The sequence below is a fragment of the Pararhodobacter zhoushanensis genome, assembly GCF_003990445.1.
GTDB lineage: Bacteria > Pseudomonadota > Alphaproteobacteria > Rhodobacterales > Rhodobacteraceae > Pararhodobacter > Pararhodobacter zhoushanensis.
Genome location: NZ_REEZ01000002.1, coordinates 575309 through 598049 on the forward strand (window position 1 = coordinate 575309; position 22741 = coordinate 598049).

The 22741-nt window shown below is 64.5% G+C and carries 21 protein-coding genes and 1 tRNA gene; 6 read left to right on the plus strand and 16 right to left on the minus strand.

What is annotated here, in order from left to right:
• Positions 1–56 precede the first annotated feature (56 nt).
• Positions 57–1127 carry a C4-dicarboxylate TRAP transporter substrate-binding protein gene (locus tag EAE28_RS07525; RefSeq protein WP_246022303.1) on the minus strand — a complete coding sequence of 357 codons (1071 nt, stop codon included), beginning with the start codon at positions 1125–1127 and terminating at the stop codon, positions 57–59.
• A gap of 145 nt (positions 1128–1272) precedes the next feature.
• On the opposite strand from EAE28_RS07525, the gene EAE28_RS07530 reads away from it, so the two are divergent.
• Entirely contained in the window at positions 1273–1944 is a 672-nt protein-coding gene (locus EAE28_RS07530) for a TetR/AcrR family transcriptional regulator (RefSeq protein WP_127105209.1), read from the plus strand.
• 29 nt (positions 1945–1973) lie between these two features.
• A complete protein-coding gene (locus EAE28_RS07535; RefSeq protein ID WP_127105210.1) occupies positions 1974–2945 on the plus strand; it encodes a fumarylacetoacetate hydrolase family protein in 972 nt (323 codons plus the stop codon).
• Between the two features lie 175 nt (positions 2946–3120).
• Here the strand turns inward: EAE28_RS07535 and EAE28_RS07540 are convergent, their stop codons facing one another.
• Both EAE28_RS07540 and EAE28_RS07545 read right to left on the minus strand, forming a co-directional pair.
• A complete protein-coding gene (locus tag EAE28_RS07540; protein WP_127105211.1) occupies positions 3121–4077 on the minus strand; it encodes an alpha/beta hydrolase family protein in 957 nt (318 codons plus the stop codon).
• A gap of 40 nt (positions 4078–4117) precedes the next feature.
• Complete coding sequence (locus EAE28_RS07545) at positions 4118–4876, minus strand: SDR family oxidoreductase (protein ID WP_127105212.1); 759 nt, start codon at positions 4874–4876, stop codon at positions 4118–4120.
• 97 nt (positions 4877–4973) lie between these two features.
• On the opposite strand from EAE28_RS07545, the gene EAE28_RS07550 reads away from it, so the two are divergent.
• From EAE28_RS07550 to EAE28_RS07560, 3 genes are all read left to right on the plus strand, one after another.
• Positions 4974–5885 carry an AraC family transcriptional regulator gene (locus EAE28_RS07550; RefSeq protein WP_127105213.1) on the plus strand — a complete coding sequence of 304 codons (912 nt, stop codon included), beginning with the start codon at positions 4974–4976 and terminating at the stop codon, positions 5883–5885.
• A gap of 195 nt (positions 5886–6080) precedes the next feature.
• Positions 6081–6356: a DUF2946 family protein gene (locus EAE28_RS07555; RefSeq protein ID WP_127105214.1), complete on the plus strand. Its 276-nt coding sequence runs from the start codon at positions 6081–6083 to the stop codon at positions 6354–6356.
• Positions 6357–6447: 91 nt separating this feature from the next.
• On the plus strand, positions 6448–7857 hold the full coding sequence (locus EAE28_RS07560; RefSeq protein ID WP_127105215.1) for a PepSY-associated TM helix domain-containing protein: 1410 nt from the start codon (positions 6448–6450) through the stop codon (positions 7855–7857).
• A gap of 451 nt (positions 7858–8308) precedes the next feature.
• Here EAE28_RS07560 and EAE28_RS07565 read toward each other — a convergent pair whose 3' ends face one another.
• Both EAE28_RS07565 and EAE28_RS07570 read right to left on the minus strand, forming a co-directional pair.
• A complete protein-coding gene (locus EAE28_RS07565) occupies positions 8309–8926 on the minus strand; it encodes an autotransporter domain-containing protein (protein ID WP_127105216.1) in 618 nt (205 codons plus the stop codon).
• Positions 8920–9288 carry a hypothetical protein gene (locus EAE28_RS07570; RefSeq protein ID WP_127105217.1) on the minus strand — a complete coding sequence of 123 codons (369 nt, stop codon included), beginning with the start codon at positions 9286–9288 and terminating at the stop codon, positions 8920–8922. Before EAE28_RS07570 ends, EAE28_RS07565 begins: the two co-directional genes overlap by 7 nt.
• Positions 9289–9667: 379 nt before the next feature.
• Between EAE28_RS07570 and EAE28_RS07575 the strand changes: the two genes are divergently transcribed.
• Positions 9668–11023, plus strand: a complete 1356-nt coding sequence (locus EAE28_RS07575) for a sensor histidine kinase (protein ID WP_164736571.1) — start codon at positions 9668–9670, stop codon at positions 11021–11023.
• 207 nt (positions 11024–11230) lie between these two features.
• Here EAE28_RS07575 and EAE28_RS07580 read toward each other — a convergent pair.
• From EAE28_RS07580 to sucC, 11 genes are all read right to left on the minus strand, one after another.
• A tRNA-Cys gene (locus EAE28_RS07580) sits at positions 11231–11304 on the minus strand.
• 58 nt (positions 11305–11362) lie between these two features.
• Complete coding sequence (locus EAE28_RS07585; RefSeq protein ID WP_127105219.1) at positions 11363–12388, minus strand: dipeptidase; 1026 nt, start codon at positions 12386–12388, stop codon at positions 11363–11365.
• A 234-nt stretch (positions 12389–12622) separates the two neighbouring features.
• Complete coding sequence (gene lpdA, locus EAE28_RS07590) at positions 12623–14011, minus strand: dihydrolipoyl dehydrogenase (protein WP_127105220.1); 1389 nt, start codon at positions 14009–14011, stop codon at positions 12623–12625.
• Positions 14012–14117: 106 nt separating this feature from the next.
• Positions 14118–14507 carry an MAPEG family protein gene (locus tag EAE28_RS07595; protein ID WP_127105221.1) on the minus strand — a complete coding sequence of 130 codons (390 nt, stop codon included), beginning with the start codon at positions 14505–14507 and terminating at the stop codon, positions 14118–14120.
• An 8-nt stretch (positions 14508–14515) separates the two neighbouring features.
• Positions 14516–14908: an MAPEG family protein gene (locus EAE28_RS07600; RefSeq protein ID WP_127105222.1), complete on the minus strand. Its 393-nt coding sequence runs from the start codon at positions 14906–14908 to the stop codon at positions 14516–14518.
• Complete coding sequence (locus tag EAE28_RS07605) at positions 14905–15447, minus strand: L,D-transpeptidase family protein (protein WP_127105223.1); 543 nt, start codon at positions 15445–15447, stop codon at positions 14905–14907. Before EAE28_RS07605 ends, EAE28_RS07600 begins: the two co-directional genes overlap by 4 nt.
• Positions 15448–15547: 100 nt before the next feature.
• Complete coding sequence (odhB, locus tag EAE28_RS07610) at positions 15548–16759, minus strand: 2-oxoglutarate dehydrogenase complex dihydrolipoyllysine-residue succinyltransferase (protein WP_246022304.1); 1212 nt, start codon at positions 16757–16759, stop codon at positions 15548–15550.
• Between the two features lie 3 nt (positions 16760–16762).
• Entirely contained in the window at positions 16763–19729 is a 2967-nt protein-coding gene (locus EAE28_RS07615; RefSeq protein ID WP_127105224.1) for a 2-oxoglutarate dehydrogenase E1 component, read from the minus strand.
• 31 nt (positions 19730–19760) lie between these two features.
• A complete protein-coding gene (locus EAE28_RS07620; RefSeq protein ID WP_164736572.1) occupies positions 19761–20504 on the minus strand; it encodes a hypothetical protein in 744 nt (247 codons plus the stop codon).
• Between the two features lie 5 nt (positions 20505–20509).
• Positions 20510–21394 (minus strand): succinate--CoA ligase subunit alpha, encoded by an 885-nt coding sequence (gene sucD, locus EAE28_RS07625; RefSeq protein WP_127105226.1) that lies wholly within the window; start codon positions 21392–21394, stop codon positions 20510–20512.
• 5 nt (positions 21395–21399) lie between these two features.
• Positions 21400–22593 carry an ADP-forming succinate--CoA ligase subunit beta gene (gene sucC / locus EAE28_RS07630; protein ID WP_127105227.1) on the minus strand — a complete coding sequence of 398 codons (1194 nt, stop codon included), beginning with the start codon at positions 22591–22593 and terminating at the stop codon, positions 21400–21402.
• Between the last annotated feature and the right edge of the window lie 148 nt (positions 22594–22741).

Genomic DNA, 22741 nt, shown 5'->3' on the forward strand with positions numbered 1-22741 from the left:
AATCACCGTTCATTGGTGGATGGGAGGCGCGGGAAGCCCCGCGCCGCTCTGGTTGATCACGGCGCCAGATAGTCGCGCGGGAAGGTGAAGCCCTGCTCGCCCAGCAGATCGCGGTAGGCTTCCAGCACCCCGCGCCCCGGCTCTCCGCGCGCCTCGGCGGCGGCGATGAAGGCGGTGGTCGGGTTGGTCATCGCGTCGATCCAGTGCTGGCGTTCGCCCGGTTCCATCTCGACGAACTCCCCGCCCCCGGCCACATACGCCTCGCGCGCGGCGTCATAGCGGGCGGCCTGTTCGGCGTGATAGGCCTCGGTATACTCGGCGGCGGCGGTCAGGAACGCCTGACGCGTGTCGTCCGAGAAACTGTCCCAGCGCGCCTGCGACACGCCCAGGCCACCGATATACATCGAGCCGAAATCAACCTGGTTCCAATAGGGCGCGACCTCGTACAGCCGGGCCGGGGTCGAGGCGGTGATCCAACCGATATGGCCGCTGTAAACGCCGGTCTGAATGTCGTTGTAAAAGCTGGTGTACGACCCCCCGACCGCCACGGCCCCGCTGCCATCCAACCACGCATGGTTCGACGGCGCGCCGCCGATGCGCAGGCCGTTCATGTCCGACAGGCTGCGGATTTCGCGGTTGGCGCCGATGTTATAGCCGTCAATCGCCACGCCCCCGCCGATATAGACGACGCCTGTCGCCTCTTGCAGCAGGTCCAGCGCGCCGGAAACCTGCAACGCTTCTTCCGCGGCCGCTGTGACTTGCGCCGGGTCGGTCGGGCCAAAGGGCATGGCATAGGTCACGTTCAGGATGCCCGCCTCGGCCGGATTGAACACGCCCGAGATCTGACCGACGTCCATGATGCCGGTCTGGAAGGATTCGATCTCGGACCCCAGCCGCACCAGCGTGCCGCCATAGGCTTCGGTCCATTCGACCTGCACCTCACCCGTGCGCGCCAGTTCGCGTTCCAGCGCCGGGATAAACGTCTCGTGGATGTGCTTGACCCACAAGAACACCTCGGGGTGCCCCATGGCCACGGTCAGGCGCAGCGTGTCGGTCGCCGAGGCAGGCGCGGTCAGCGCCAGCGTCGAAGCGGTCAGGGCAAGCGCCCCGAAAGTCTTGGTCATCATGTCTCTCTCCCCTGAATCAGGCGCGGCGTCGAATCGCTCCGACCCTCTTCCTTCCGCGTCTTGAACAGGTGTTCAATATTATTGACCTGCCTGTCAATAATATTTATACAATGATCACATCGAAGCCCCGGAGCCTCCAAGACCAATGCCCAAGACCCCCTCGCCGCTTTCTCAGGACGCCGACGCGTCCGGCACCGAACCGAAGTCGGAAAAGGCCCGCGACCGCATTCTTGCGGTGGCCGAAGAGGTCATTGCCGAGCAGGGATTCGCCGGAACAAGCCTGCGCACCATCGCCGCACGGGCCGATGTGCCGGTGGCGCTGATCTCGTATCACTTCGGTTCCAAGCTCGAGCTTTACCGCTCGATCTTCCGCCTGCGGGTGCCGACCATCGTCGGCCAGCGGCAGATCGGGCTGGAAATCGCGCGCATGGAAAGCGATCTGGATCGCCGGCTTGAACTGGTGGTCCGCGCGCTGATCGTGCCGATGCTGGGCCTGCGCAATTCAGGCCATTTCGGCGCGATTCTGGCGCGCGAGATCACCGAACCCGCCAATGTCGAGCGTGGCATCTTCACCGAGATGTTCGACCCGGTAGCGCGAATGATCCTGACGGCGCTGCACGAATGCCTGCCCGACTGGAGCAAGGCCGAAATCCATTATGCCTATAACACCATGCTCGGCGCGATGATGTTTTTCATGGCCGACACGGGCCGCATCGCGCGCCTGAGCGACGGTGCCGCCGACCCTGACCGCAACGAGGAAGCCTCGCAGCATCTGGTCGCAATACTGGTCGCCGGGCTGCGCCACCGCGCCCGCTGACCTACAGATTTCTGGACAGGAGGAACAGGATGAAACTGGTGACATATGACGCCGGCGACGGCGTGAAACGCGCAGGCGCGCTGGTCGAGGGCGGCACGCGCGTGATCGACCTGCTGGCCGCATCGGGCGGAGACGCGCGCGTGGCCTCGGTGCTGGCCATCGCCGAAGGCGGGCCCGACGCGCTGGCCGCCGCGCAGGACGCCGAACAGCGCGGCGCGGCGAACCACGGGCATGCGCGCACGGCGGTCACGCTGCTGGCACCGATCCAGCCGCCGCCGCAGATGCGTGATGCGCTGTGCTTTGAGACCCATCTCAAGCAGGCCTTCGCCAACGCCCGCAAACTGCGCGCGCAAGCGTTTGATGACCCTGAGGCCGCGCTCAAGGACATGGAGGCCAAAGGCATCCTGTCGATTCCGCAAACCTTCTACGATCAGCCGATCTACTACAAAGCCAACCGTTTCTCGGTAATCGGCACCGAGCAGGACGTGCTCTGGCCGCACTATTCCAACTTCATGGATTTCGAGCTGGAATTCGGTTGCTACATCGGCAAACCGGGCAAGGACATCCGCAAGGAAGACGCGCGCAGCCACATCTTCGGCTACACGATCTTCAACGACATGACCGCCCGCGACGCCCAGACCGCCGAAATGGGCGGCCAGCTGGGACCGGCCAAGGGCAAGGATTTCGACACCGCCAACCCGATGGGCCCCTGTCTGGTGACGGCCGACGAGATGACGGATCCCTACAACCTGACCATGATCTGCCGCGTCAACGGCGAGGAATGGGGCCGGGGGAATTCCAGCACGATGCACTGGAAGTTCGAGGATGTGATCGCACATGTCTCGGCCTCGGAGACCCTGCACAGCGGTGAGTTCATCGGCTCGGGCACCGTCGGCAATGGCTGCGGGCTGGAGCAGATGCGCTTTCTCAACCCCGGCGACGTGATCGAGCTTGAGGTCGAAGGCATCGGCATTCTGCGCAACAGGCTTGTGCGCCCCTGATGCTGACAGCCGCCGCTTGGTGAGCGGCGGCGGGACACGGGCCGTCGGAGAGTCTACGATAAGAGGGGCGCTGCGCATTGAGCGACAGCGCCCCTCTTTTTGCCCGGCTCTGGGCGCAGGCTGCAAGCCTAGGGACGTGGCGAAAACGCGACAGGCTGCCGTGACGCGATGCCGATCACCCGGCGTTGGCTGTCGATCCCACCGTAATTTGTGCGATCGATGCCGCGTGCTCTGCAAGCGCAGACTGGCTTTCTGTCCAGGCGTCCGGTGCCACGGCCAACGCGCTTCGCAGCCAGGCCAGCGTCAACCGACGCGTCGCTTCCAAAGCGTCGGGGTCTTCGACCTCGGTCTCGCGAGCGTCCCACCCGGCAACTCCCCCCAGACCATGGCCGACCCCCTCGATCGTCAGCAGCGCCTCGGCACCCGGTGCGTCATGAAAGGCGTCGGCGTGCCACTCGGCACCACGGGGCGTGAAACGCGGGGCGTCCTGTGCGCCGATGACCACCAGCGTCGGGATGGTGATCGCGCTGAAATCCACATCGAAAAAGGGAAAGCGGGCAGCGCTTTCGGGGGTCAGATCCGCACCACCCCGCCCCGGCGCGGCCAGCAGGATACCGGCACGAATCCGCGGATGCGCGAAGCTCTCGCCCTGCAAACGCGCGCCCAGCAGAAGGCCGCCGGTAAAGCCGCCAAAGGAATGCCCGGCCACGGCGACGCGCCCGTGGTCCAGCCGCCCGGCTATGGCAGGTGCTTGTTGCTCGATCGCGGCCAGCTGGTCGAGGATGGCGTGCACTTCTGCCACCCTTTCGCGCCAGAAAAAAGGCCCGCCGGGCTGATCGGGGTCCAGTCCCCCGACCCGCGAACTGGCTTGAGTCGGCTGGATGACCGCCACGCCGCGTTCGGCCCAGAACTGCGCCAAGGGCGCATAGCCGTCCTTTGACGGGATATAGTTCGAGGGGCCGAAACCGTGCAGCAGGATCACGACGGGCAGGTCATTGCCCACCGCCGGGGCGGTCAGGCGCAGCTCAAGCGGCTGGCGTCCCGGCATCGGCAGCCGGATCGGGGTATAGGCTACGGTGATTTCCGGCTCGGGCGTTGGCAGGGCGCGGGACAGGGTGATCAGTCGGTTCATGGTGTGTTTTCCTTGTTGAAAGTTGGCTGGGTCGCCGGTCTCAGGCCGTCGCCAGGCCCTCTTCGCGGAACCAGCACTCCGCATCCGCACCGGCGGGCAGCTTCATCGGCGCGGTCTCATCCGTGACAGCCCGCCAGACGACCCGCGCGACATCCCGCGCCTCGGTCTTCTGCGTGGCGGACTGAAGGCTCTGGAAATAGCCCTGCACGAAATCCGCGTACGGCTCGGGCACCGCCATGCCCATCCGCGCCACGGCGTTGCGCCCAAAGGACGTTCCCGGCGCACTGCCGGGCAGCACCAGACGCGCCCGGATGCCAAATTCAGCCGCCTCCAGTGCAAAGCTTTCGGTAAAGGCATTCAACGCGGCCTTGCTGGCGCTGTAGATCGACAGCGCGGGCAACGGGCGCAGCGTCACGCTGGAACTGACGTTGACGATGACGCCGCTGCGCCGGGCGCGCATCGTCGGCATCACCGCGCGGGTCATCGCCATGGCACCCAGCACGTTGGTCTCGAACAGCTCGCGGGCGCGTGCCATATCCGCGCCTTCCAGCGCGTTGAGCATGCCGACACCGGCGTTGTTCACCAGCGCGTCGATCGGCCCCGCCGCAGCCAGCGCGGCGGCAATGCTGTCGGGGTCGGTCACATCCAGCGCCAGCAGGTGAAGGCGGTCGGACGCGGGCAAGCCGTCAGCCGAGGGGCTGCGCATCGTCGCGACAACCTCCCACCCCTGATCGAGGAACTGCGCGGCGATGGCCTGGCCGAAACCCGAGGAACAGCCAGTGATAAGAATTCGGGGCATAGGAACGATCCTTGTCTTGTGAGATCGAGAAATACGCGCCAAGATCCGTTTGTTCGATATACGAATGTCCGCAATCATCCATTGATCGTCCAGAAACATGCCCGATAGTCCCGCAGACCCCCTTTCCAGCGTCGTCTCGCTGCTCAAACCCGCGGTTTCGATCTCGAAGATGGTCGAGGCCGGGGGCCAGTGGCTGGTCGAGCGGCGCGATCTGGCCAGCCCCTTCTACTGCGCGATGGTCGAGGGGCGCTGTCAGCTGCACGTCGCCGGGCGTGCCCCTGTCACACTGGTTGCCGGGGATTTCGTCCTGATCCCGCACCTGCAGGGCTTCACCATGTCCAGCGCGGTGCCGCCACCACCGCATGTCCCGCGCCTTCCGCTGGAAACCGGCCCCGGTCGCTTTCGCCTTGGCCCGTCCGACGCCCCGGTCGATGTGCGCGCCCTTGTCGGCCACTGCCGCTTTGACACGCCCGCCAGTGACCTGCTCGTGTCGCTGCTGCCCGCGATGATCCATATTTCCAGCCCAAGCCGCCTGACCGCCCTTGTGCCGATGATCCACGAAGAAACCCGTGCCCACCGGCCGGGGCGTGAGATGATCCTTGAGCGCCTGCTTGAGGTGCTGCTGATCGAATCCCTGCGTTCTGGCCCTGCGGCGCGCCTGCCGCCGGGACTGCTGCGCGGCCTTTCGGATCCGCATCTGGCCAGCGCCCTGCGGCGTATCCACGATGACACCGACAGCAGCCTTTCCGTGACCGGCATGGCGAAAGAGGCCGGAATGTCACGCTCGGGCTTCTACGCGCGGTTCCGCAAAGAGGTCGGCCGCGCGCCGATGGAATACGTCATCGACTGGCGTATGGCTGTGGCCAAGACGCTGCTGCGGCAGGGCGGGCTGACCAATGCCGAAATCGCGCTGAAGATCGGCTACGGGTCCGCCAGCGCCTTCGGACTGGCCTTTGCCCGGCACGAGGGCCAGTCGCCCGGCGCATTCGCCGCCATGGGCAGGCGTTAACCCCAGCGGGGCTGGCGGATGCCACGAACGTCAACGCCGCATCGCAACGCGCAAAAGACTGCCGTGGCAAATCACCGTCTTCACCTTGCCGTGCGATGCTGGCATATCGGCAGCATGACGGTCCGGTTCCCCCTGATTTTCGCTCTCGCGCTAGGCGTTTGCCTTGCGGTGACGAGCGTTGTCTCGGCGGCTCTCATGGCACCCGACAAGACCAGCCATGCCCGGGCGGTCTATGCGATGATCCTCGGGGCCTCGCAGAGCGATATCTGCGGCGATCATTCGGGGCACGGCGGGCATGAATACCATTGCCCCTTCTGTCATACCATCTCGCAGCCCCCCCATGTCACCTCGCCCGCTGTAAGCCTTGCCTTCCGCCCGCACGATCTGTGGCGGCAGGGTGAGGCATTGCGCCGTGCCGCGCAGGGACGAAACATCAACCATTCCACACGTGCACCCCCGCGGATCGCCTGACCGGCAAAAGATCCGATGGCCACAGCGCGGACCGCGCGCAGGGCCGCCCTTTGACCCGCCCGTCCCGCAGACGGGCTGTTGGAATGTACCCATGACCCAAGAGACAAACCGCACGGCCACGGCCGCGCTCTACCGCGCTGTCTGGCGCTGGCATTTCATCGCGGGACTCATCGTCCTGCCCTTCGTCCTGATCCTGTCCGTGACCGGCGGGATCTACTTGTTCAAGGATGAAATCAACAACGCCGCGCATCACCAGTTGCGCTTCGTCGAACCCCGGGCCGACGCCTTGTCGGCCTCGCAGATCACCGCCGCCGCCCTTGCTGCCCATCCCGGCACGCTGCGGGCCTATTCGCCCGCACCGGCCCCCGACCGCAGCGCCGAGGTCGACATCACCGGCGAAGACGGGTTGCGCAACACGGTCTACGTCGACCCGTATGACGCCCGCGTTTTGGGCACGTTGTGGGATGGCGGCGCGGCGGGCAGCCCGGCGATGTATGTGGTGCGCAAACTGCATTCGCTGGAATACGTCGGCTGGTTCGGCAACCGGCTGATCGAGGCAGCGGCGGGCTGGATGATCCTGCTCGTTGCGAGCGGCATCTACCTGTGGCTGCCGCGCGGACGCAAGACTGTCGGCACGCTGCGCATCAAAGCCACGCGGGGCCGTCCATGGTGGCGCGATCTGCACGCGGTCACCGGGATCTATACCGGTGTCTTCATCGTGTTCCTTGCGCTGACCGGCCTGCCGTGGTCCGGCGTCTGGGGGACGAAGTTCTACGACATCGCCTATGATCTGGGGCTGGGGATGCCGGATGGCTACTGGACGGGTCTGCCGCTGTCGAGCGTCCCCACCGAAGCGGTGGTTGACCGCGCCCCCTGGATCATGGAGCGCCAGCCGATCCCCGCCTCGCCCCTCCCCGATGCCGGAGAGCACGCGGGCCACACCGCCGCCGCGATGGCATCGGATCAGCCGGATCTGGTTGCGCCGCAGGTACTGGACGCGGTGGTGGCCACGGTCGAAGGCCTTGGCATCGTGCCCGGCTACGCGTTGAGCCTGCCCAGCGGTCCGACCGGGGTCTTCACCGCCTCGGTCTATCCCGATGACATCAGCTTTGAACGGACGATCCACCTTGATCGCTATACCGGCGCGGTACTGTACGACGCCGGGTTCGAGGATCTTGGCGCGCTGGGGCGTTTTGCGGAATGGGGGATCTCGGTCCACATGGGTCAGGAATGGGGGCTGGTAAACCAGATCGTCCTTCTGCTGGCCTGCCTCGCCATGGTGATGCTGTGCGTATCGGCGGCAACGATGTGGTGGAAGCGCCGCCCCTCGGGCGCGCTGGGCATCCCGAGCGTCCCGACCGACTGGCGCATCCCGCGGACCTTGTTGGTGATGGCGATCGCGGCGGGGATCTTCTTTCCCCTGGTCGGGCTGTCGATGTTGCTACTGGCGGCGATCGAAGTGGCCGCCCATCTGATCGCGCGCCGCCGGTCATTCGCCTGATGCCCTGCACAGGCTGACCGCCCGCAGGGTGATGAAAACAGGAGGGGGCTGGCGTCGGCCCCTTCCGCAAGGCTCAGCGGCGGCAGGTGCGTAGGGTCGCATGGGTTGACCGGGGACACCTTGCCAAATCCTTAATGCCTCTCTCTAAACCCCTGAAATTCCTCACCTCACCTCTCTGTCCCATCGTGGGACATGCCCTCATCCTCACAAACGACAAAGCGTCGGCCCGCTTTGCCGCTGGCTCAGGTTCCCAGCATCCGGTCAACGCGGCACCCCCAGGCGTCAATCGGGCAAAGGGACTGAACGCGAACGGGGCGCCCCGTTTCCTTGTCACCCTGAGACCGGTGTCAAAAACTCCGCCGGTAGCCGATTGCCAGGCCGTAGCCTTCATAGTCCCGCTGGCCGATCCCGTCGTAATAGCCGCTCATCGAGAACTCGCCGCCTGACCCGGTCATGTGCCTGAGACCCAGATCCATTCCGACACCCCCAGCACCACCGGCCATCGAACGTCCAGCCCCAGCTCGACCCGCGTCAGCGCGATATCCTGCGTGCCGACCACGTTGCCAAGGCTGTCGGTATAAGCCCGCTGCCGGTCGGTTGTATGCGAAGCCGCGAAGATCGGCATCAGCCTCACGTCGCCAAGCGCCACCTCGCCGGTGATCCGCGCCAACGCCAGCATCCGCTCGGTGTTGAAGCGGTCGCTATAGCTGCCGAACGGGCTGATCGTGTTGCGGCTTGCACCCCACAACAACCGGCCTTCGAAATAGAGCGGATGGTCCGGCAGCCGCCCCACCACATAAGGTCCGGCCAGCCATCCGCTGCCCTCGATCCGGCCGATACCGTCATTGCGCGCGACATGGTCGACCTGCAGCATCGCGCCCAGATACAGCGTGTCACTGAGCCGGTGATGCCCGCCGATGGTGCCGATCAGGTACTCCGTATCGCCGATCGGATCAGCGCTGCGCGAACCCTCGACCTGCACCCACAGCGGCCAGTCCGCCGTCAGCGCGCCGGACATCGTGCTCACACTGAACCGCAGCCCGTCCTCGTTGGCGTTGACGTTCAGCACCCCCCGGCACAGGTTCCCTGCATCAGGCAGATGAGGCCGGGCTGATTGGACACCAGCTGCTCTGCCCGGTGCAGCATGAACCGCGTGATCTGACCCTGAGTTTCGGCGACCGTCCGGTTGGTGATCCGCACCGCATCCGACGCAAGGCTGGCATTGCCCGCCGCATCGGTGAAGCTTCCCGCCGTGACCTGTGCCGAGACGGTGCCCGATGGCAGCGGCGGGACGACCAGCGTGTCGCGGGTGCCAGTGCCGCTGAGCACACCCGTCGCGTTTTCAAGCGCAATGTCCCCAAGGGCAAAGTCGTCGGCCGTCTCGCTGAAGGTAGACGTCGCTGTGAACGGTGCGCTCGACAGCGTGGGCACCCCGAGGTCGCGGGCACGCAGCGTATTGACGCGGCCGAGCTCTGCCTGCGGCAGTCGGGGGCGCAGGAGGGTGCCTGCACAGTCACCCGCAGGTCCACGCTTCCCGATCCAATTCCCGCCGATTCAGATACAGTCGCGACCTATCGCATAGACCCTGACGGTCGAGGACCGGACGCACCTTCAGGCCCTTTTCATCCCGCGGGCATCTGACAGCGTGCAGGTTACGGTCGACGGGACTGTCCTCACCCCCACGCGCGACGCAAGCGAGCCTCTTTGGCATGACTGGAACAAGCCGCTTTATCTCGGTCTGCCCGCACCGGTCCTGAGGGACGGCGACACCACGATCGAGATCATGCTGCGACGGGCAAACGAGGGAAGGTTGGCGCTGTATCCCTTTTACGTCGGCAATGCCGCAGTGCTTCAGGCAGAGTGGTTTGAGCAATTTGCCACCGGACCGGGGACCATCCGAATGAACTGGGCGACGACCATTATCCAGGTCTTGGCGTCGCTGGCGCTGTGGCGCATGTCCCCGCGTTCGCTGGGTTTCGGCTGGCTGGCCCTGACGATGGGGGCGGCGCTTGTCTTCGGGTCGGAATGGGCCTTTCCGAACCTTGCTCCGCAGCATCCCCTCTGGGTCGCCGCGTGGTGTTTCTCGATCCAGGCGATGGTCTATTTCATCTTTCGCTTCCTGCTCGGGTTCTTCGGCGACCCGTCGAGATTGTATCTCAGGCTGATGCACGGGGTGATCGTGCCCAACACACTGGTCCTGATCGTGAACCGACCGGTGCTGGGTTTTGAATCCGACGCGATCTTCTTTGCAGGCGTTGCCGTTCTGGCGCTCTTGACACTCGGCTGGCTGCTGTCCTTGCCGCGGCGGGGCGGCAAGCAACCTCATATGACCCTGTTCTTCATGTTCAGCCTTGCGTCGGCGCTGGCCGCCACGGTCTGGATCAACGCCTTCTGGCCGCCGGATACGGTCCTTGCGCCGCTTGGTCCGCAGGCGATGACGATCCTCATCATCGGCTTGAGCTGGTCACTTCTGCTGCGGTTTGATGAGTTGCGGCGCCAGCGTGACAGGCTGCACGCCTCGCTCGCCGAACAGGTCGAACAGAAACCGGCCGAGCTGGAACCCACGTATGCGGCCTTGGCACAACAATCCCAGCGTCGGCTGATCACGCAGGAGCGGCTACGCATCATGCTGGATCTGCACGACGGCATCGGCGGTCAACTGGTCAACACGCTCGCCTACATGGAGAATTCGGGCCATCGAGACCCGGTGCTGCAGAACGCGATCGAAGATGCGTTGCGTGATATGGGCCTGATGATCGACAGCCTCCACCTTGAGGACGACATTCCGGTCATGCTCGGCATGATCCGAAACCGGCTGGAGCCTCTGCTGCATCGCCACAAGGCACGGTTCGCGTGGCAGGTCGACGCGACGACCCGGCTGGACAACCAGACCCCCTCTGACGTGCTGGCGCTGATGCGCATCGTGCAGGAAGCCATCAGCAATGCGGTGAAACATTCGTCTGCCACGGTAATCACTGTCCAGTCAGAAGACCGGGCGATCCGCATCACCGACAATGGCTGCGGCTTTGACACCAGCAAGGCCTCTGAGGCCCAGCCATCCGAAAGCGGCCTTGGCCTGCGAGGCATGCGGCAGCGGGCGGCGGACACCGGGATACAGCTGGACGTCCGGTCTTCGGGCAACGGCACCGTGGTGCATTTGTTCTAGTAGCCCGGGCGAACCGCCTGAATCCGTCGGTCCTGTCGCTGACAATCTCTGAGAGCGGCACGGCGTGAGACGCTTGCCTGAGCCCCACCGGCCCAATGCGCGCCCACCAAAACCTGAGCCCTGTCCGCCCTTACCCCACCTTGAGTCGCGCGCACGGCGACGACGGCAGCGTGTGAGCCGGGGCAAACGTATCTGGCGGGAAAGTCTTGGAGGTGGGTACCGGAATCGAACCGGTCTTCACGGATTTGCAATCCGGTGCGTAACCTCTCCGCCAACCCACCGTTGTCCGAGACTGCGACTGCTTTAGCCGCTCCGTCGCACGGGTGCAAGAGGGCGCGGTCACCTGCCCCATGCCCGGCGCAAAAACGCCAGCCAGTTGCCGTGGCACAGCTTGGCAATCAGCGTGTCGCCGTACCCGTGCGCTTCCATCGCCGCCACCAGCGCGGGCAGATCGGCGCAGCTGGCCATCCCCTGCGGCAAAGGCGCTCCGTCGAAATCCGACCCTAGCCCCACGTGATCCTCACCTGCGCCCTCTATCAGCGCATCAAGCTGACGCAGGCAGTCATCCAGTGTCGCGCGCCCGGTGCTCCACCCACTTTCGGACAGAAAGACCGTCGCATAGTTCAACCCGACCATCCCCCCCGTCTCACCGATCGCGCTCAACTGGGTGGTGGTCAGGTTGCGCGTCGTCCGGCAGACATTCCAGGCGTTTGAATGCGTGGCGAGCAGGGGGTGCCCCATCCCGGCGATGTCCCAAAAACCCTTCATCGTCAGATGGCTGGTGTCGACGACGATGCCCAACTCGGCGCAGCGCGCTACCAAACGCTTGCCGTCCGGGGTCAGGCCCGGCCCGGTATCTCCGTCACCGCCAAAGCCGAACGGCACCCCGTCGCCCCAGATCGTCGGGCGCGACCACACCGGCCCCAGCGAGCGCAGACCCAGCGCGTGAAGCGCATCCAGAACCAACAGCTCGGGATCGATGCACTCGGCGCCCTCAAGATGCAGAACCGCGGCAATCCTTCCGGCCGCCATCGCCTCTTCGATCCCGGCGACATCGGTACACAGGCGCAGCAACCCCGCCGCCTGCAAGCGTTGGGCGATGCCCACTTCGGCCATCACCGATTGCAAGGCCGGCGCCTGCTCCATCGCCGCCGACAACGGCAACTCGCCCCCCTTGAAATTGCTGAAGTCAAAGCTCCGCCGGACCTGCGGTGAATACAAGGCGAACAATCCACCGGCAAAGCCACCCGCCTCTGCGGCGGGCGCGTTGATATGGCCCTCAAGCCGCGAAAACCGGGCCACAGGATCACCGCCTGCACTCCACAAACGGCTCAGAACATCATTGTGCCCGTCAAAAACCTGCATGCCACACCCCCGTTGTTTCGCCTGTTAAGCTTAGCGCGGCAGCCGACGAAAGCGAAACCCTTTCCAGACGCAAAAAGGCGGCACTCACTCGAGTACCGCCTCTCATCACCTTGTCATAAATACGCACACCCGGCTCGCCACCAAACGGCCCATCCGGCCCAGAGCGCTGACGCCGCGCGCAGGCGCGGCCGGCGCGAGGGGGGCTCGATGCCCCCCGAGCGCCGCGCCCCGTCGTCAGGCGTGGATCGCGCCGTCGCCGCAGGCCAGCGCCGCCTCGCGCACGGCTTCCGAATAGGTCGGGTGCGCGTGGCAGGTCAGCGCGACATCCTGCGCCGAGGCACCGAACTCCATCGCCACGCAGATCTCGTGGATCAGATCGCCGGCGCCCGGCCCAATGATGTGGCAGCCCAGAACCCGGTCGGTGTTCTTGTCGGCGAGGATCTTCACGAAACCCTCGGCCTGAAACACCGCCTTGGCGCGGGCGTTGCCCATGAAGGGGAATTTGCCGACTTTGTAGTCGACGCCTGCCTCTTTGAGCTGCTCTTCGGTCTTGCCGACCGAGGATACCTCGGGCGTGGTGTAGATCACGCCGGGGATGACATCGTAATTCACGTGGCCATGCTTGCCCGCGATCACCTCGGCGACGGCCATGCCCTCATCCTCGGCCTTGTGGGCCAGCATCGGGCCGGTCACGGCGTCGCCGATGGCGTAGATGCCTTTGACGCTGGTCGCCCAATGCGCGTCGGTCTTGACCTGTCCGCGCGGCAGCAGCTCGACCCCGATCGCATCCAGACCCAGCCCGTCGGTATAGGCCTTGCGGCCCGTGGCAACCAGAACCACATCGGCGTCAACCGTGTGCTCACTGTCATCTTTGCGCAGCTTGTAGGTGACCGTTGCGCCTGACTTGGTGCGCTCGGCCTTCTGGACCGCGGCCCCAAGCGTGAACTTGAAGCCCTGTTTGGTGAGGATTTTCTGGAAGCTCTTGGCGATCTCGGCGTCCATGCCGGGCGTGATGGCGTCGAGGTATTCGATCACCGTGACGGTGGCGCCCAGACGGGCATAGACCGAGCCCATCTCCAGCCCGATCACACCTGCGCCGATCACCACGACCGATTTGGGGATCTTGGGCAGGCTGAGCGCGCCGGTCGAGGTGACGATGACCTCTTCATCGACCTCGACGCCCGGCAGGCTGGCCGCTTCAGAGCCCGTGGCGATGACGATGTTCTTGGCGTTGTGCACCTCATCGCCGACCTTGACCTGACCGGCCGCCGGGATCGAGGCCCAGCCTTTGAGCCAGGTCACCTTGTTCTTCTTGAACAGGAACTCGATGCCCTTGGTGTTGCCGTTCACCACGTCCTGTTTGTAGGCCTGCATCTTGTCCCAGTCGACCGTCGGCGCAGCCCCCATCAGGCCCATCTTCTCGAAGTTCTCGTGAACCTCGTGCAGCTGGTGCGTGGCGTTGAGCAGCGCTTTCGACGGGATGCAGCCGACGTTCAGGCAGGTGCCGCCCAGCGTCTCGCGGCCTTCGACGCAAGCGACCTTGAGCCCCAGTTGCGCCGCGCGGATGGCGCAGACGTATCCGCCGGGTCCGGCGCCGATGACGATGAGATCGAAGTCAGCCATTGCTATGGTCTCCATGGTAGCGGGGGTCAGGGGGGTCCTCGGACCCCCCTCTTCGGCATCCGCCGAATTCACCCCCCGAGGATATTTAGGGACAGATGATGCCGCATCAGATCAGCGATGCGATGATCATTGTAACGGTGGCGAGCAACCCGACGAACCAGATCAGCGAGCGCCACGGCGCCCAGCCAAAGAGGTAGGCGGGCACATACAGGGCGCGCGTGGCGAGGTAGACCCAGGCGGCGGCCTGCGTGACGCCGGTGGACTGGCCCGAGAGCGTGACAACGACGACGGCGGCGGTGAACAGGATCAGCGCTTCGAAATGGTTGTTGAGCGCACGTTGGGCGCGGCCCGCGAGGCCGGACAACTCGCGCGGCGTATCGCGCGGCGAGGCGGCGTATCGGGGGCCGACCTGTTGCTGGGCAAGCACGGAATAGGTGACGAACTGGGCAACCTGAAGCAGGATGGCGAGCGCGAGGGTGAGGAGTTCAGGGGTCATCATCTCTCTCAGATAAGGCCGAGGACCAGCAACGCCAATGTCGCCAGCCCGCTAATTGCCCAGATCAGCGTACGCCAGGGCACCCAACACAGCGCATAGGCCGGGACATAAAGCGCGCGGGCGGCGACAAAGATCCAGGCCAGGGCGGCGGTCAGGCCCGAGGTCTTGCCTGCCAGCACCACCACCAGCACGGCGATGATGAAGGGGCCGACATTCTCGGTGAAATTCGCGGTCGCCCGGCGCAGGCGCAGAGTGAGCGGGGACAGGTCGTCCTCGACCCCCTCGCGCGTGCCCCAGTTGCCGGACTTGCCGACGTCACGGGTCAGGAACCGCTGGGCTGTGAAAATCGTGGCGAAATGGATCAGCGCGGTGGCGGAAAGGGCGGCGAGTTCCGGCGTCATGGGCGGATCTCGATCGGGGTTCCGTCGGGCACCAGCGACCAGATCTGCCGCATCTCGCGGTTGGTCACGGCGATGCAGCCGGCCGTCCAGTCGCGCGAGCGTTGCAGCACACCCAGAAAGCCCCAGCCGTTGTTGATCCCGTGGATCATGATGTCGCCCCCGGCACGGCGGCCCTGCGATTCCGCATAAGCCACGTCCTGCTCATTGGGGTACGAGATGTGCAGGCTCAGATAGGCCAGCGAGTTGGGGTTGCGCCAGTCGATGATATAGCGCCCCTCGGGCGTGCGCCCGTCACCCTCGAACCGTTTGGGGCCATCGTTGGCCCCGTCGCCCATCGAGATGCGGTATTCGCGCAGCGGCTGACCCTGACGGTACAGGATCAGGCGGCGTGCAGCCTTCAGCACCAGCACGAAATCCGCTTGTTCATGCGCCGGGGCCATCGGCGGCGGCGGTCGGTTGCGCGACTGGGCCGAAGCGCTGTCCGCACCGCCGATCACGGCGACGGCGGCGAGGGTCTGAAGGACGAAACGGCGATGCATGGCGGCAGGTCCGATGCTGGAAACGCAAGCGAAACAGGGGTGGGGCGAAGCCCCACCCTACACCGGGCGCGCCGGCGTAGGGTGGGTTTTCAACCCACCTTCAGAGGTCCATCAACAGGCGGCGCGGGTCTTCCAGCGCTTCCTTGACGCGGACGAGGAAGGTCACAGCGCCTTTGCCGTCAACGATCCGGTGGTCATACGACAGCGCAAGATACATCATCGGACGGATGACGATCTGGCCGTTCACCACGACCGGACGGTCCTGGATCTTGTGCATGCCCAGAATCCCCGATTGCGGGGGGTTCAGGATCGGCGAGGACATCAGCGAGCCATAGACGCCGCCGTTCGAGATGGTGAACGAACCGCCCTGCATCTCTGCCATCGACAGCTTGCCGTCGCGGGCGCGCAGGCCCATTTCGGCGATCTTCTTCTCGATCGCGGCAAAGCCCATCTGGTCGGCGTCGCGCACAACCGGCACCACCAGACCCGAGGGCGTGCCCACGGCCACGCCCATGTGGACGTAGTTCTTGTAGACGACCTCTTGACCGTCGATCTCGGCGTTGACCTCGGGCACTTCTTTCAGCGCGTGACAGCAGGCCTTCACGAAGAACGACATGAAGCCCAGCTTGACGCCGTGCTTTTTCTCGAACTGCGTCTTGTACTCGTTGCGCAGCTCCATGATGCCGGACATGTCCACCTCGTTGTAGGTGGTCAGCATCGCGGCGGTGTTCTGCGCGTCTTTCAGGCGGCGGGCGATCGTGGCGCGCAGGCGCGTCATCTTCACGCGCTCTTCGCGCACCGCGTCATCGGCAGCCACCGGGGCGCGGGTGACGGCAACCGGCGCGGGGGCCGGGGCAGCGGCACCACCCGAGGCGACCGTGCGCTGCACGTCCTCTTTCATCACGCGACCGTCGCGGCCAGTGCCCTTGACGTCATCCGACGTCAGGCCAGCCTCGGCCATCGCCTTTTTCGCCGAAGGGGCATCCTCGACCGATTTCTCGGTCTTGGCGGCTTCGGCCTTGGGCGCTTCGGCGGCGGGCTTTTCGGCCTTGGCCGGGGCAGCGGCAGCGCCGTCGCCTTCGGTGATGATCGCCAGCAGGGCGTTCACACCGACCGTCTCACCCTCGGGCGCGATGATTTCCGACAGCACGCCAGCAGAGGGGGCCGGAACCTCGACCGTGACCTTGTCGGTTTCCAGCTCGCACAGCATTTCGTCGGCTGCGACGGTGTCACCGGGTTTCTTGAACCAGGTGGCGATGGTCGCTTCCGAGACACTCTCACCCAGCGTGGGGACGCGGACTTCGATGCTCATTGTTCAGTTCCCTTCCGACGTCAGCGCTTCGATCACCAGCGCCTCTTGTTGCGACTTGTGCTTGCTGGCCAGACCCGTGGCGGGCGAGGCCGAAGCGGTGCGCCCGGCATAGCGGGCACGTTTGTGGGTGGCGCCGATCTCGGTCAGCACGGCTTCGAGGTTGGGCTCGATGTACGACCAGGCGCCCTGGTTCTTGGGCTCTTCCTGACACCAGACCATCTCGGCGGTCGGGAAGCGTTGCAGCTCCTGACGCAGGGACTTGTTCGGCATCGGATACAGTTGTTCGACACGCAGCAGATACACGTCGTCCAACCCGCGTGCGTCGCGCTCGGCCAGCAGGTCGAAATAGACCTTGCCCGAGCACAGCACGACGCGCTTGATTTCGGCATCGGGTTTCAGCGTCACGGTCGAGGTGCCGTATTGCGCATCATCCCACAGCACGCGGTGGAAGGTCGAGCCATCGGTGAAATCGGCCGCCTTGCTGACGCACATCGGGTGGCGCAGCAGGGATTTCGGCGTCATCAGGATCAGCGGCTTGCGGAAATCGCGGTGCAGCTGGCGGCGCAGGATGTGGAAATAGTTCGCCGGGGTCGAGCAGTTGGCGACGATCCAGTTTTCCTCGGCCGAGTTCTGCAGGAAGCGCTCAAGCCGGGCCGACGAGTGCTCGGGGCCCTGCCCTTCGAACCCGTGCGGCAGCAGCAGGACCAGCCCCGACATGCGCAGCCATTTGCTTTCGCCCGAGCTGATGAACTGGTCGAACATGATCTGCGCGCCGTTGGCGAAATCGCCGAACTGGGCTTCCCACAGGGTCAGCGCGTTGGGTTCGGACAGCGAATAGCCGTACTCAAAGCCCAGCACCGCGTATTCCGAGAGCATCGAGTCGATGACCTCGTAGCGGGCCTGACCGGAGCGGATATGGTTCAGCGGATAGTACCGCTCTTCCGTGGTCTGATCGACCAGCGCCGAGTGGCGCTGCGAGAACGTCCCGCGCGAGCAATCCTGACCCGACAGGCGCACCGGGAACCCTTCGACCAGCAGCGAGCCAAAGGCGATGGCCTCGGCCGTGGCCCAGTCAAAGCCCTCGCCGGTTTCGAACATCTTCTTCTTGCCGTCCAGCTGGCGCGTGACGGTCTTGTGGATGTCGAAGTCGGTCGGGGGCGTGGTCAGGCCGACGCCGATCTCGGCAAAGGTTTCCGGCTTCAGCCCGGTGTGACCGGCCTGATACTGATCGCGATCCTTGGTCTTGACCGTTTTCCAGCGTCCGTCCAGCCAGTCGGCCTTGTTCGGGCGGTATTCCTTGGCGGTCTCGAACTCGGTGTTCAGATGCGACTGGAACGCCGCTTTCATATCCTCGATCTCGCCCTCGGGGATCAGGCCGTCTTCGACCAGACGCTCGGTGTACAGCTGCAGCGTCGTCTTGTGGCGCTTGATCGACTTGTACATCGCCGGGTTGGTGAACATGGGCTCGTCGCCCTCGTTGTGACCAAAGCGGCGGTAGCAGAAGATGTCGATGACGACATCCTTGCCGAACTGCTGGCGGAACTCGGTCGCGACCTTGGCGGCGTGAACCACAGCCTCGGGATCGTCGCCGTTGACGTGGAAGATCGGCGCTTCAACCATCAGCGCGATATCCGTCGGATAGGGCGAGGTGCGCGAGAAATGCGGCGCGGTGGTGAAGCCGATCTGGTTGTTCACGATGACGTGGATACAGCCACCCGTCCGGTGCCCCTTGATCCCCGACAGCTGCAGACATTCGGCCACAACGCCCTGCCCGGCGAACGCGGCGTCGCCGTGCAGCAGGATCGGCAGGACCGAGCGACGCTCGGGGTCGTTGTGCTGGTCCTGCTTGGCGCGGACCTTGCCCAGAACAACCGGGTTCACCGCCTCAAGGTGCGAGGGGTTGGCGGTCAGCGACAGGTGCACGACATTGCCGTCGAACTCACGGTCCGACGAGGCGCCGAGGTGATACTTCACGTCGCCCGAGCCGTCGACTTCATCAGGCTTGAAGCTGCCGCCCTGAAATTCGTTGAAAATCGCGCGGTAGGGCTTGGCCATCACGTTGGCCAGCACCGACAAACGGCCGCGGTGGGGCATGCCGATGACGATTTCCTTCACGCCCAGATTGCCGCCGCGCTTGATGATCTGTTCCATAGCGGGGATCAGGGCCTCAGCCCCGTCCAGACCAAAGCGCTTGGTGCCCATGAACTTGACGTGGCAGAACTTTTCAAAGCCCTCTGCCTCAACCAGTTTGTTCAGGATCGCCTTGCGGCCCATCTTGGTGAAGGTGATTTCCTTGCCGTATCCTTCGATGCGCTCTTTCAGCCAACCGGCTTCGGTCGGGTTCGAGATATGCATGAACTGCAGCGCGAAGGTGCCGCAATAGGTGCGCTTGAGGATCTCCATGATCTGCCGCATCGAGGCAACCTGCAGCCCCAGCACGTTGTCGATGAAGATCGGGCGGTCCATGTCGCTTTCGGCAAAGCCGTAAGCCACCGGGTCCAGTTCGCTGTGCAGCGAGTCGTCGCGCATTTTCAGCGGGTCCAGATCGGCGATCAGGTGGCCCCGGATGCGGTAAGCGCGGATGATCATCAGGGCGCGCAGGCTGTCCAGAACAGCGCGCTGCACCTGCGTGTCGGTGATCTCGACGCCCTTTTCGGCGGCCTTGGCGCGGATCTTGTCGCCGGCGGCTTTGCTTTCCTGCGCGGCGGCGGGCCACATGCCGGTCAGGGCCGAGGTCAGCTCGTCCTGCGGCTGCGGCGGCCAGTCGGCGCGTGCCCAGCTGGGGCCTTCGGCCTGACGGGTGGCAGTGGCGACATCGTCGCCATTCGCCTCAAAGAACTGCGCCCATGCAGCGTCTACGCTGGACGGATCCTTTGCAAACCGCGCCTGCATCTGGTCGATGTAATCGGCATTCGCCCCATCCAGAAAGGACGTGGCATGCAGGGCGTCGTTGGGGCTTTGGTCGTTCATGGGTCTGGTCCTCGGGGTGAGGGAAGGGATGTTACTGAGAAGATCGGTTCGAGGTGCTCTGCCGGAAGATCGTCACGCCACCGATCCCGGCGAGATCGGCAACGCGCGTACCAGGCGGGACGGGCATCGTCACCATCGAGAACCCGGCGCTGGCCGTCGACACCGAGGGGTCGTCATCGAACGGTATACGCCCTTGTCTTGCACTGACGTTAAAACCTCGTGACGAGGCAGACGGCGTGTCGGTGATCGTCACATTTTCAGGCAGCACAGGCACCAAAGGGGCCGTATCAGGCGGGGCGATGAACAGGCAGCGCGTCTCACGACGGCCCTGACGTCCCGTGGTGATCGACCGGTCGATGATGAACAGCGTTCCCGCCGCATCGGCATAGGCCGCAACGCCGCCGCCCTGACCCGGGGTCGAATAGAGCCAGGGCGTGTCCGCCGCGACCACCTCGAATTCCCGCATCAACTGGTCCTCGGGCGCGATCAGCGCCGTGGCCATGATGCCCTGAAGCGCCCGGTTGTAAGCCAGCGCCATCCGCAGCGCGCGACCGTGCTCAGCCTCAGGGGCGAAGCTGTCCAGCGGCAACCGGGTCAGACCGGGGATCGCATCGAGGCTTTCAGCCAGCGACGACGCTGGAAAGAACAGCCGCGCGCATTGCGCGACAACCGCGTCGGCGGCAGGGGTCGTGTCGGCCAGACACGAACCGGCCAACGCCCCCGCCAGTATGGCAGGGGCGAAAAACCGGGACACAAGAGTGGCCGACACCATCATGACGTTTAAGCCTTGATCGCTTTCATCACGGCTTCGCCCAGCGTCGCCGGGCTGTCGGCCACGACGATCCCGGCCGATTTCATGGCCTCGATCTTGGACTCGGCGTCGCCTTTGCCACCCGAGACAATCGCCCCGGCGTGACCCATGCGACGGCCCGGAGGTGCCGTGCGGCCCGCGATAAAGCCAGCGGTCGGCTTCCAGCGGCCTTTTTTCTTCTCATCGGCCAGGAACTGCGCGGCTTCTTCTTCCGCCGAGCCGCCGATTTCACCGATCATGATGATCGACTGGGTTTCGGGATCAGCCAGGAACATTTCCAGCACGTCGATGTGCTCGGTCCCTTTGATCGGATCGCCGCCGATGCCGACAGCCGTCGACTGGCCCAGACCCACATCGGTGGTCTGCTTGACCGCCTCATAGGTCAGGGTGCCCGAACGCGAGACAACGCCGACCGAGCCACGCTTGAAGATCGACCCCGGCATGATGCCGATCTTGCAGGCATCCGGCGTCATCACGCCCGGGCAGTTCGGCCCGATCAGACGCGATTTCGAGTTCATCAGCGCGCGCTTGACCCGCATCATGTCCAGCACCGGGATACCCTCGGTGATGCAGATGATCAGCTCCATCTCGGCGTCGATGGCTTCCAGGATCGAGTCCGCAGCGAAGGGCGGCGGGACGTAGATCACGCTGGCATTCGCTTCGGTCACAGCCTTGGCTTCGTGGACCGAGTTGAAGATCGGCAGATCCAGATGGGTGCCGCCGCCTTTACCGGGCGTGACGCCGCCGACCATCTTGGTGCCGTAAGCGATGGCCTGCTCGGAGTGGAATGTCCCCTGCGAGCCGGTGATGCCCTGGCAGATGACCTTGGTGTTTTCGTTAATGAGAATGGCCATTCAAATTACCCCTTCACCGCTTTCACGATCTTCTGTGCGGCGTCCGACAGATCGTCGGCGGCGATGACGTTCAGGCCGCTTTCGTTGATGATCTTTTTGCCCAGCTCGACGTTCGTGCCCTCAAGGCGCACGACCAGCGGAACCTGCAACCCGACTTCCTTCACCGCGGCAATCGTGCCCTCGGCGATGATGTCGCAGCGCATGATGCCACCGAAGATGTTGACCAGAATGCCTTTGACGTTGGGATCCGAGGTGATGATCTTGAACGCCTCGGTCACTTTCTCTTTCGTGGCGCCACCGCCGACGTCGAGGAAGTTGGCAGGCTCGGCACCGTAAAGCTTGATGATGTCCATCGTGGCCATCGCCAGACCCGCGCCGTTGACCATGCAGCCAATCTCGCCGTCCAGCGCGATGTAGTTCAGATCGAACTTCGACGCGGCCAGTTCCTTGGGGTCTTCTTCGGTCTCATCGCGCAGCGAGGCGATGTCACCATGACGGTACATTGCGTTGCCGTCGAACGAGACTTTCGAGTCGAGCACTTTGAGATTGCCGTCGGTCATCACGATCAGCGGGTTGATCTCAAGCATCTCCATGTCTTTCTCGATGAAAGCACGGTACAGGTTCTTCACCAGAGCGACGCATTGCTTGACCTGCGCGCCTTCCAGACCCAGCGCGAAGGCGACGCGGCGGCCGTGGAAATCGGACAGACCCGAGGCCGGATCGACCGAGAAGGAAATGATCTTCTCAGGGGTCGAAGCGGCGACTTCTTCGATGTCCATGCCGCCTTCGGTCGAGACGACGAAGGACACGCGCGAGGTGCCACGGTCGACCAGCAGCGCAAGGTAGAGTTCGCGCGAGATGTCCGAGCCATCCTCGATGTAGATGCGGTTCACCTGCTTGCCGGCCGGGCCGGTCTGGTGGGTGACAAGCGTACGGCCCAGCATCTGCTTGGCCATCGCTTCGGCTTCTTCCACCGATTTGGCGAGACGGACACCGCCCTTTTCGCCCGCTTCGGCTTCCTTGAACTTGCCCTTGCCGCGACCGCCCGCGTGGATCTGGGCTTTCACCACCCAGAGCGGACCATCCAGCTCACCGGCTGCGGTCTTGGCGTCTTCGGCGCGAAGGACGACACGCCCGTCCGACACCGGAACCCCGTAGGTGCGAAGCAAAGCTTTCGCTTGGTATTCATGGATATTCACGGAACTGCCCCCGTCTGCTGCGAATTTGGCTGTGTAATGGCACATGTGCAGCGTGGCACAAATGGAATATTCGTGCAAATCTGCGCTATGTGGGGTTTTTCTCGGCTTTGTGATCACAGCCAGAAAATGTGTGATCACAACTGCTGCG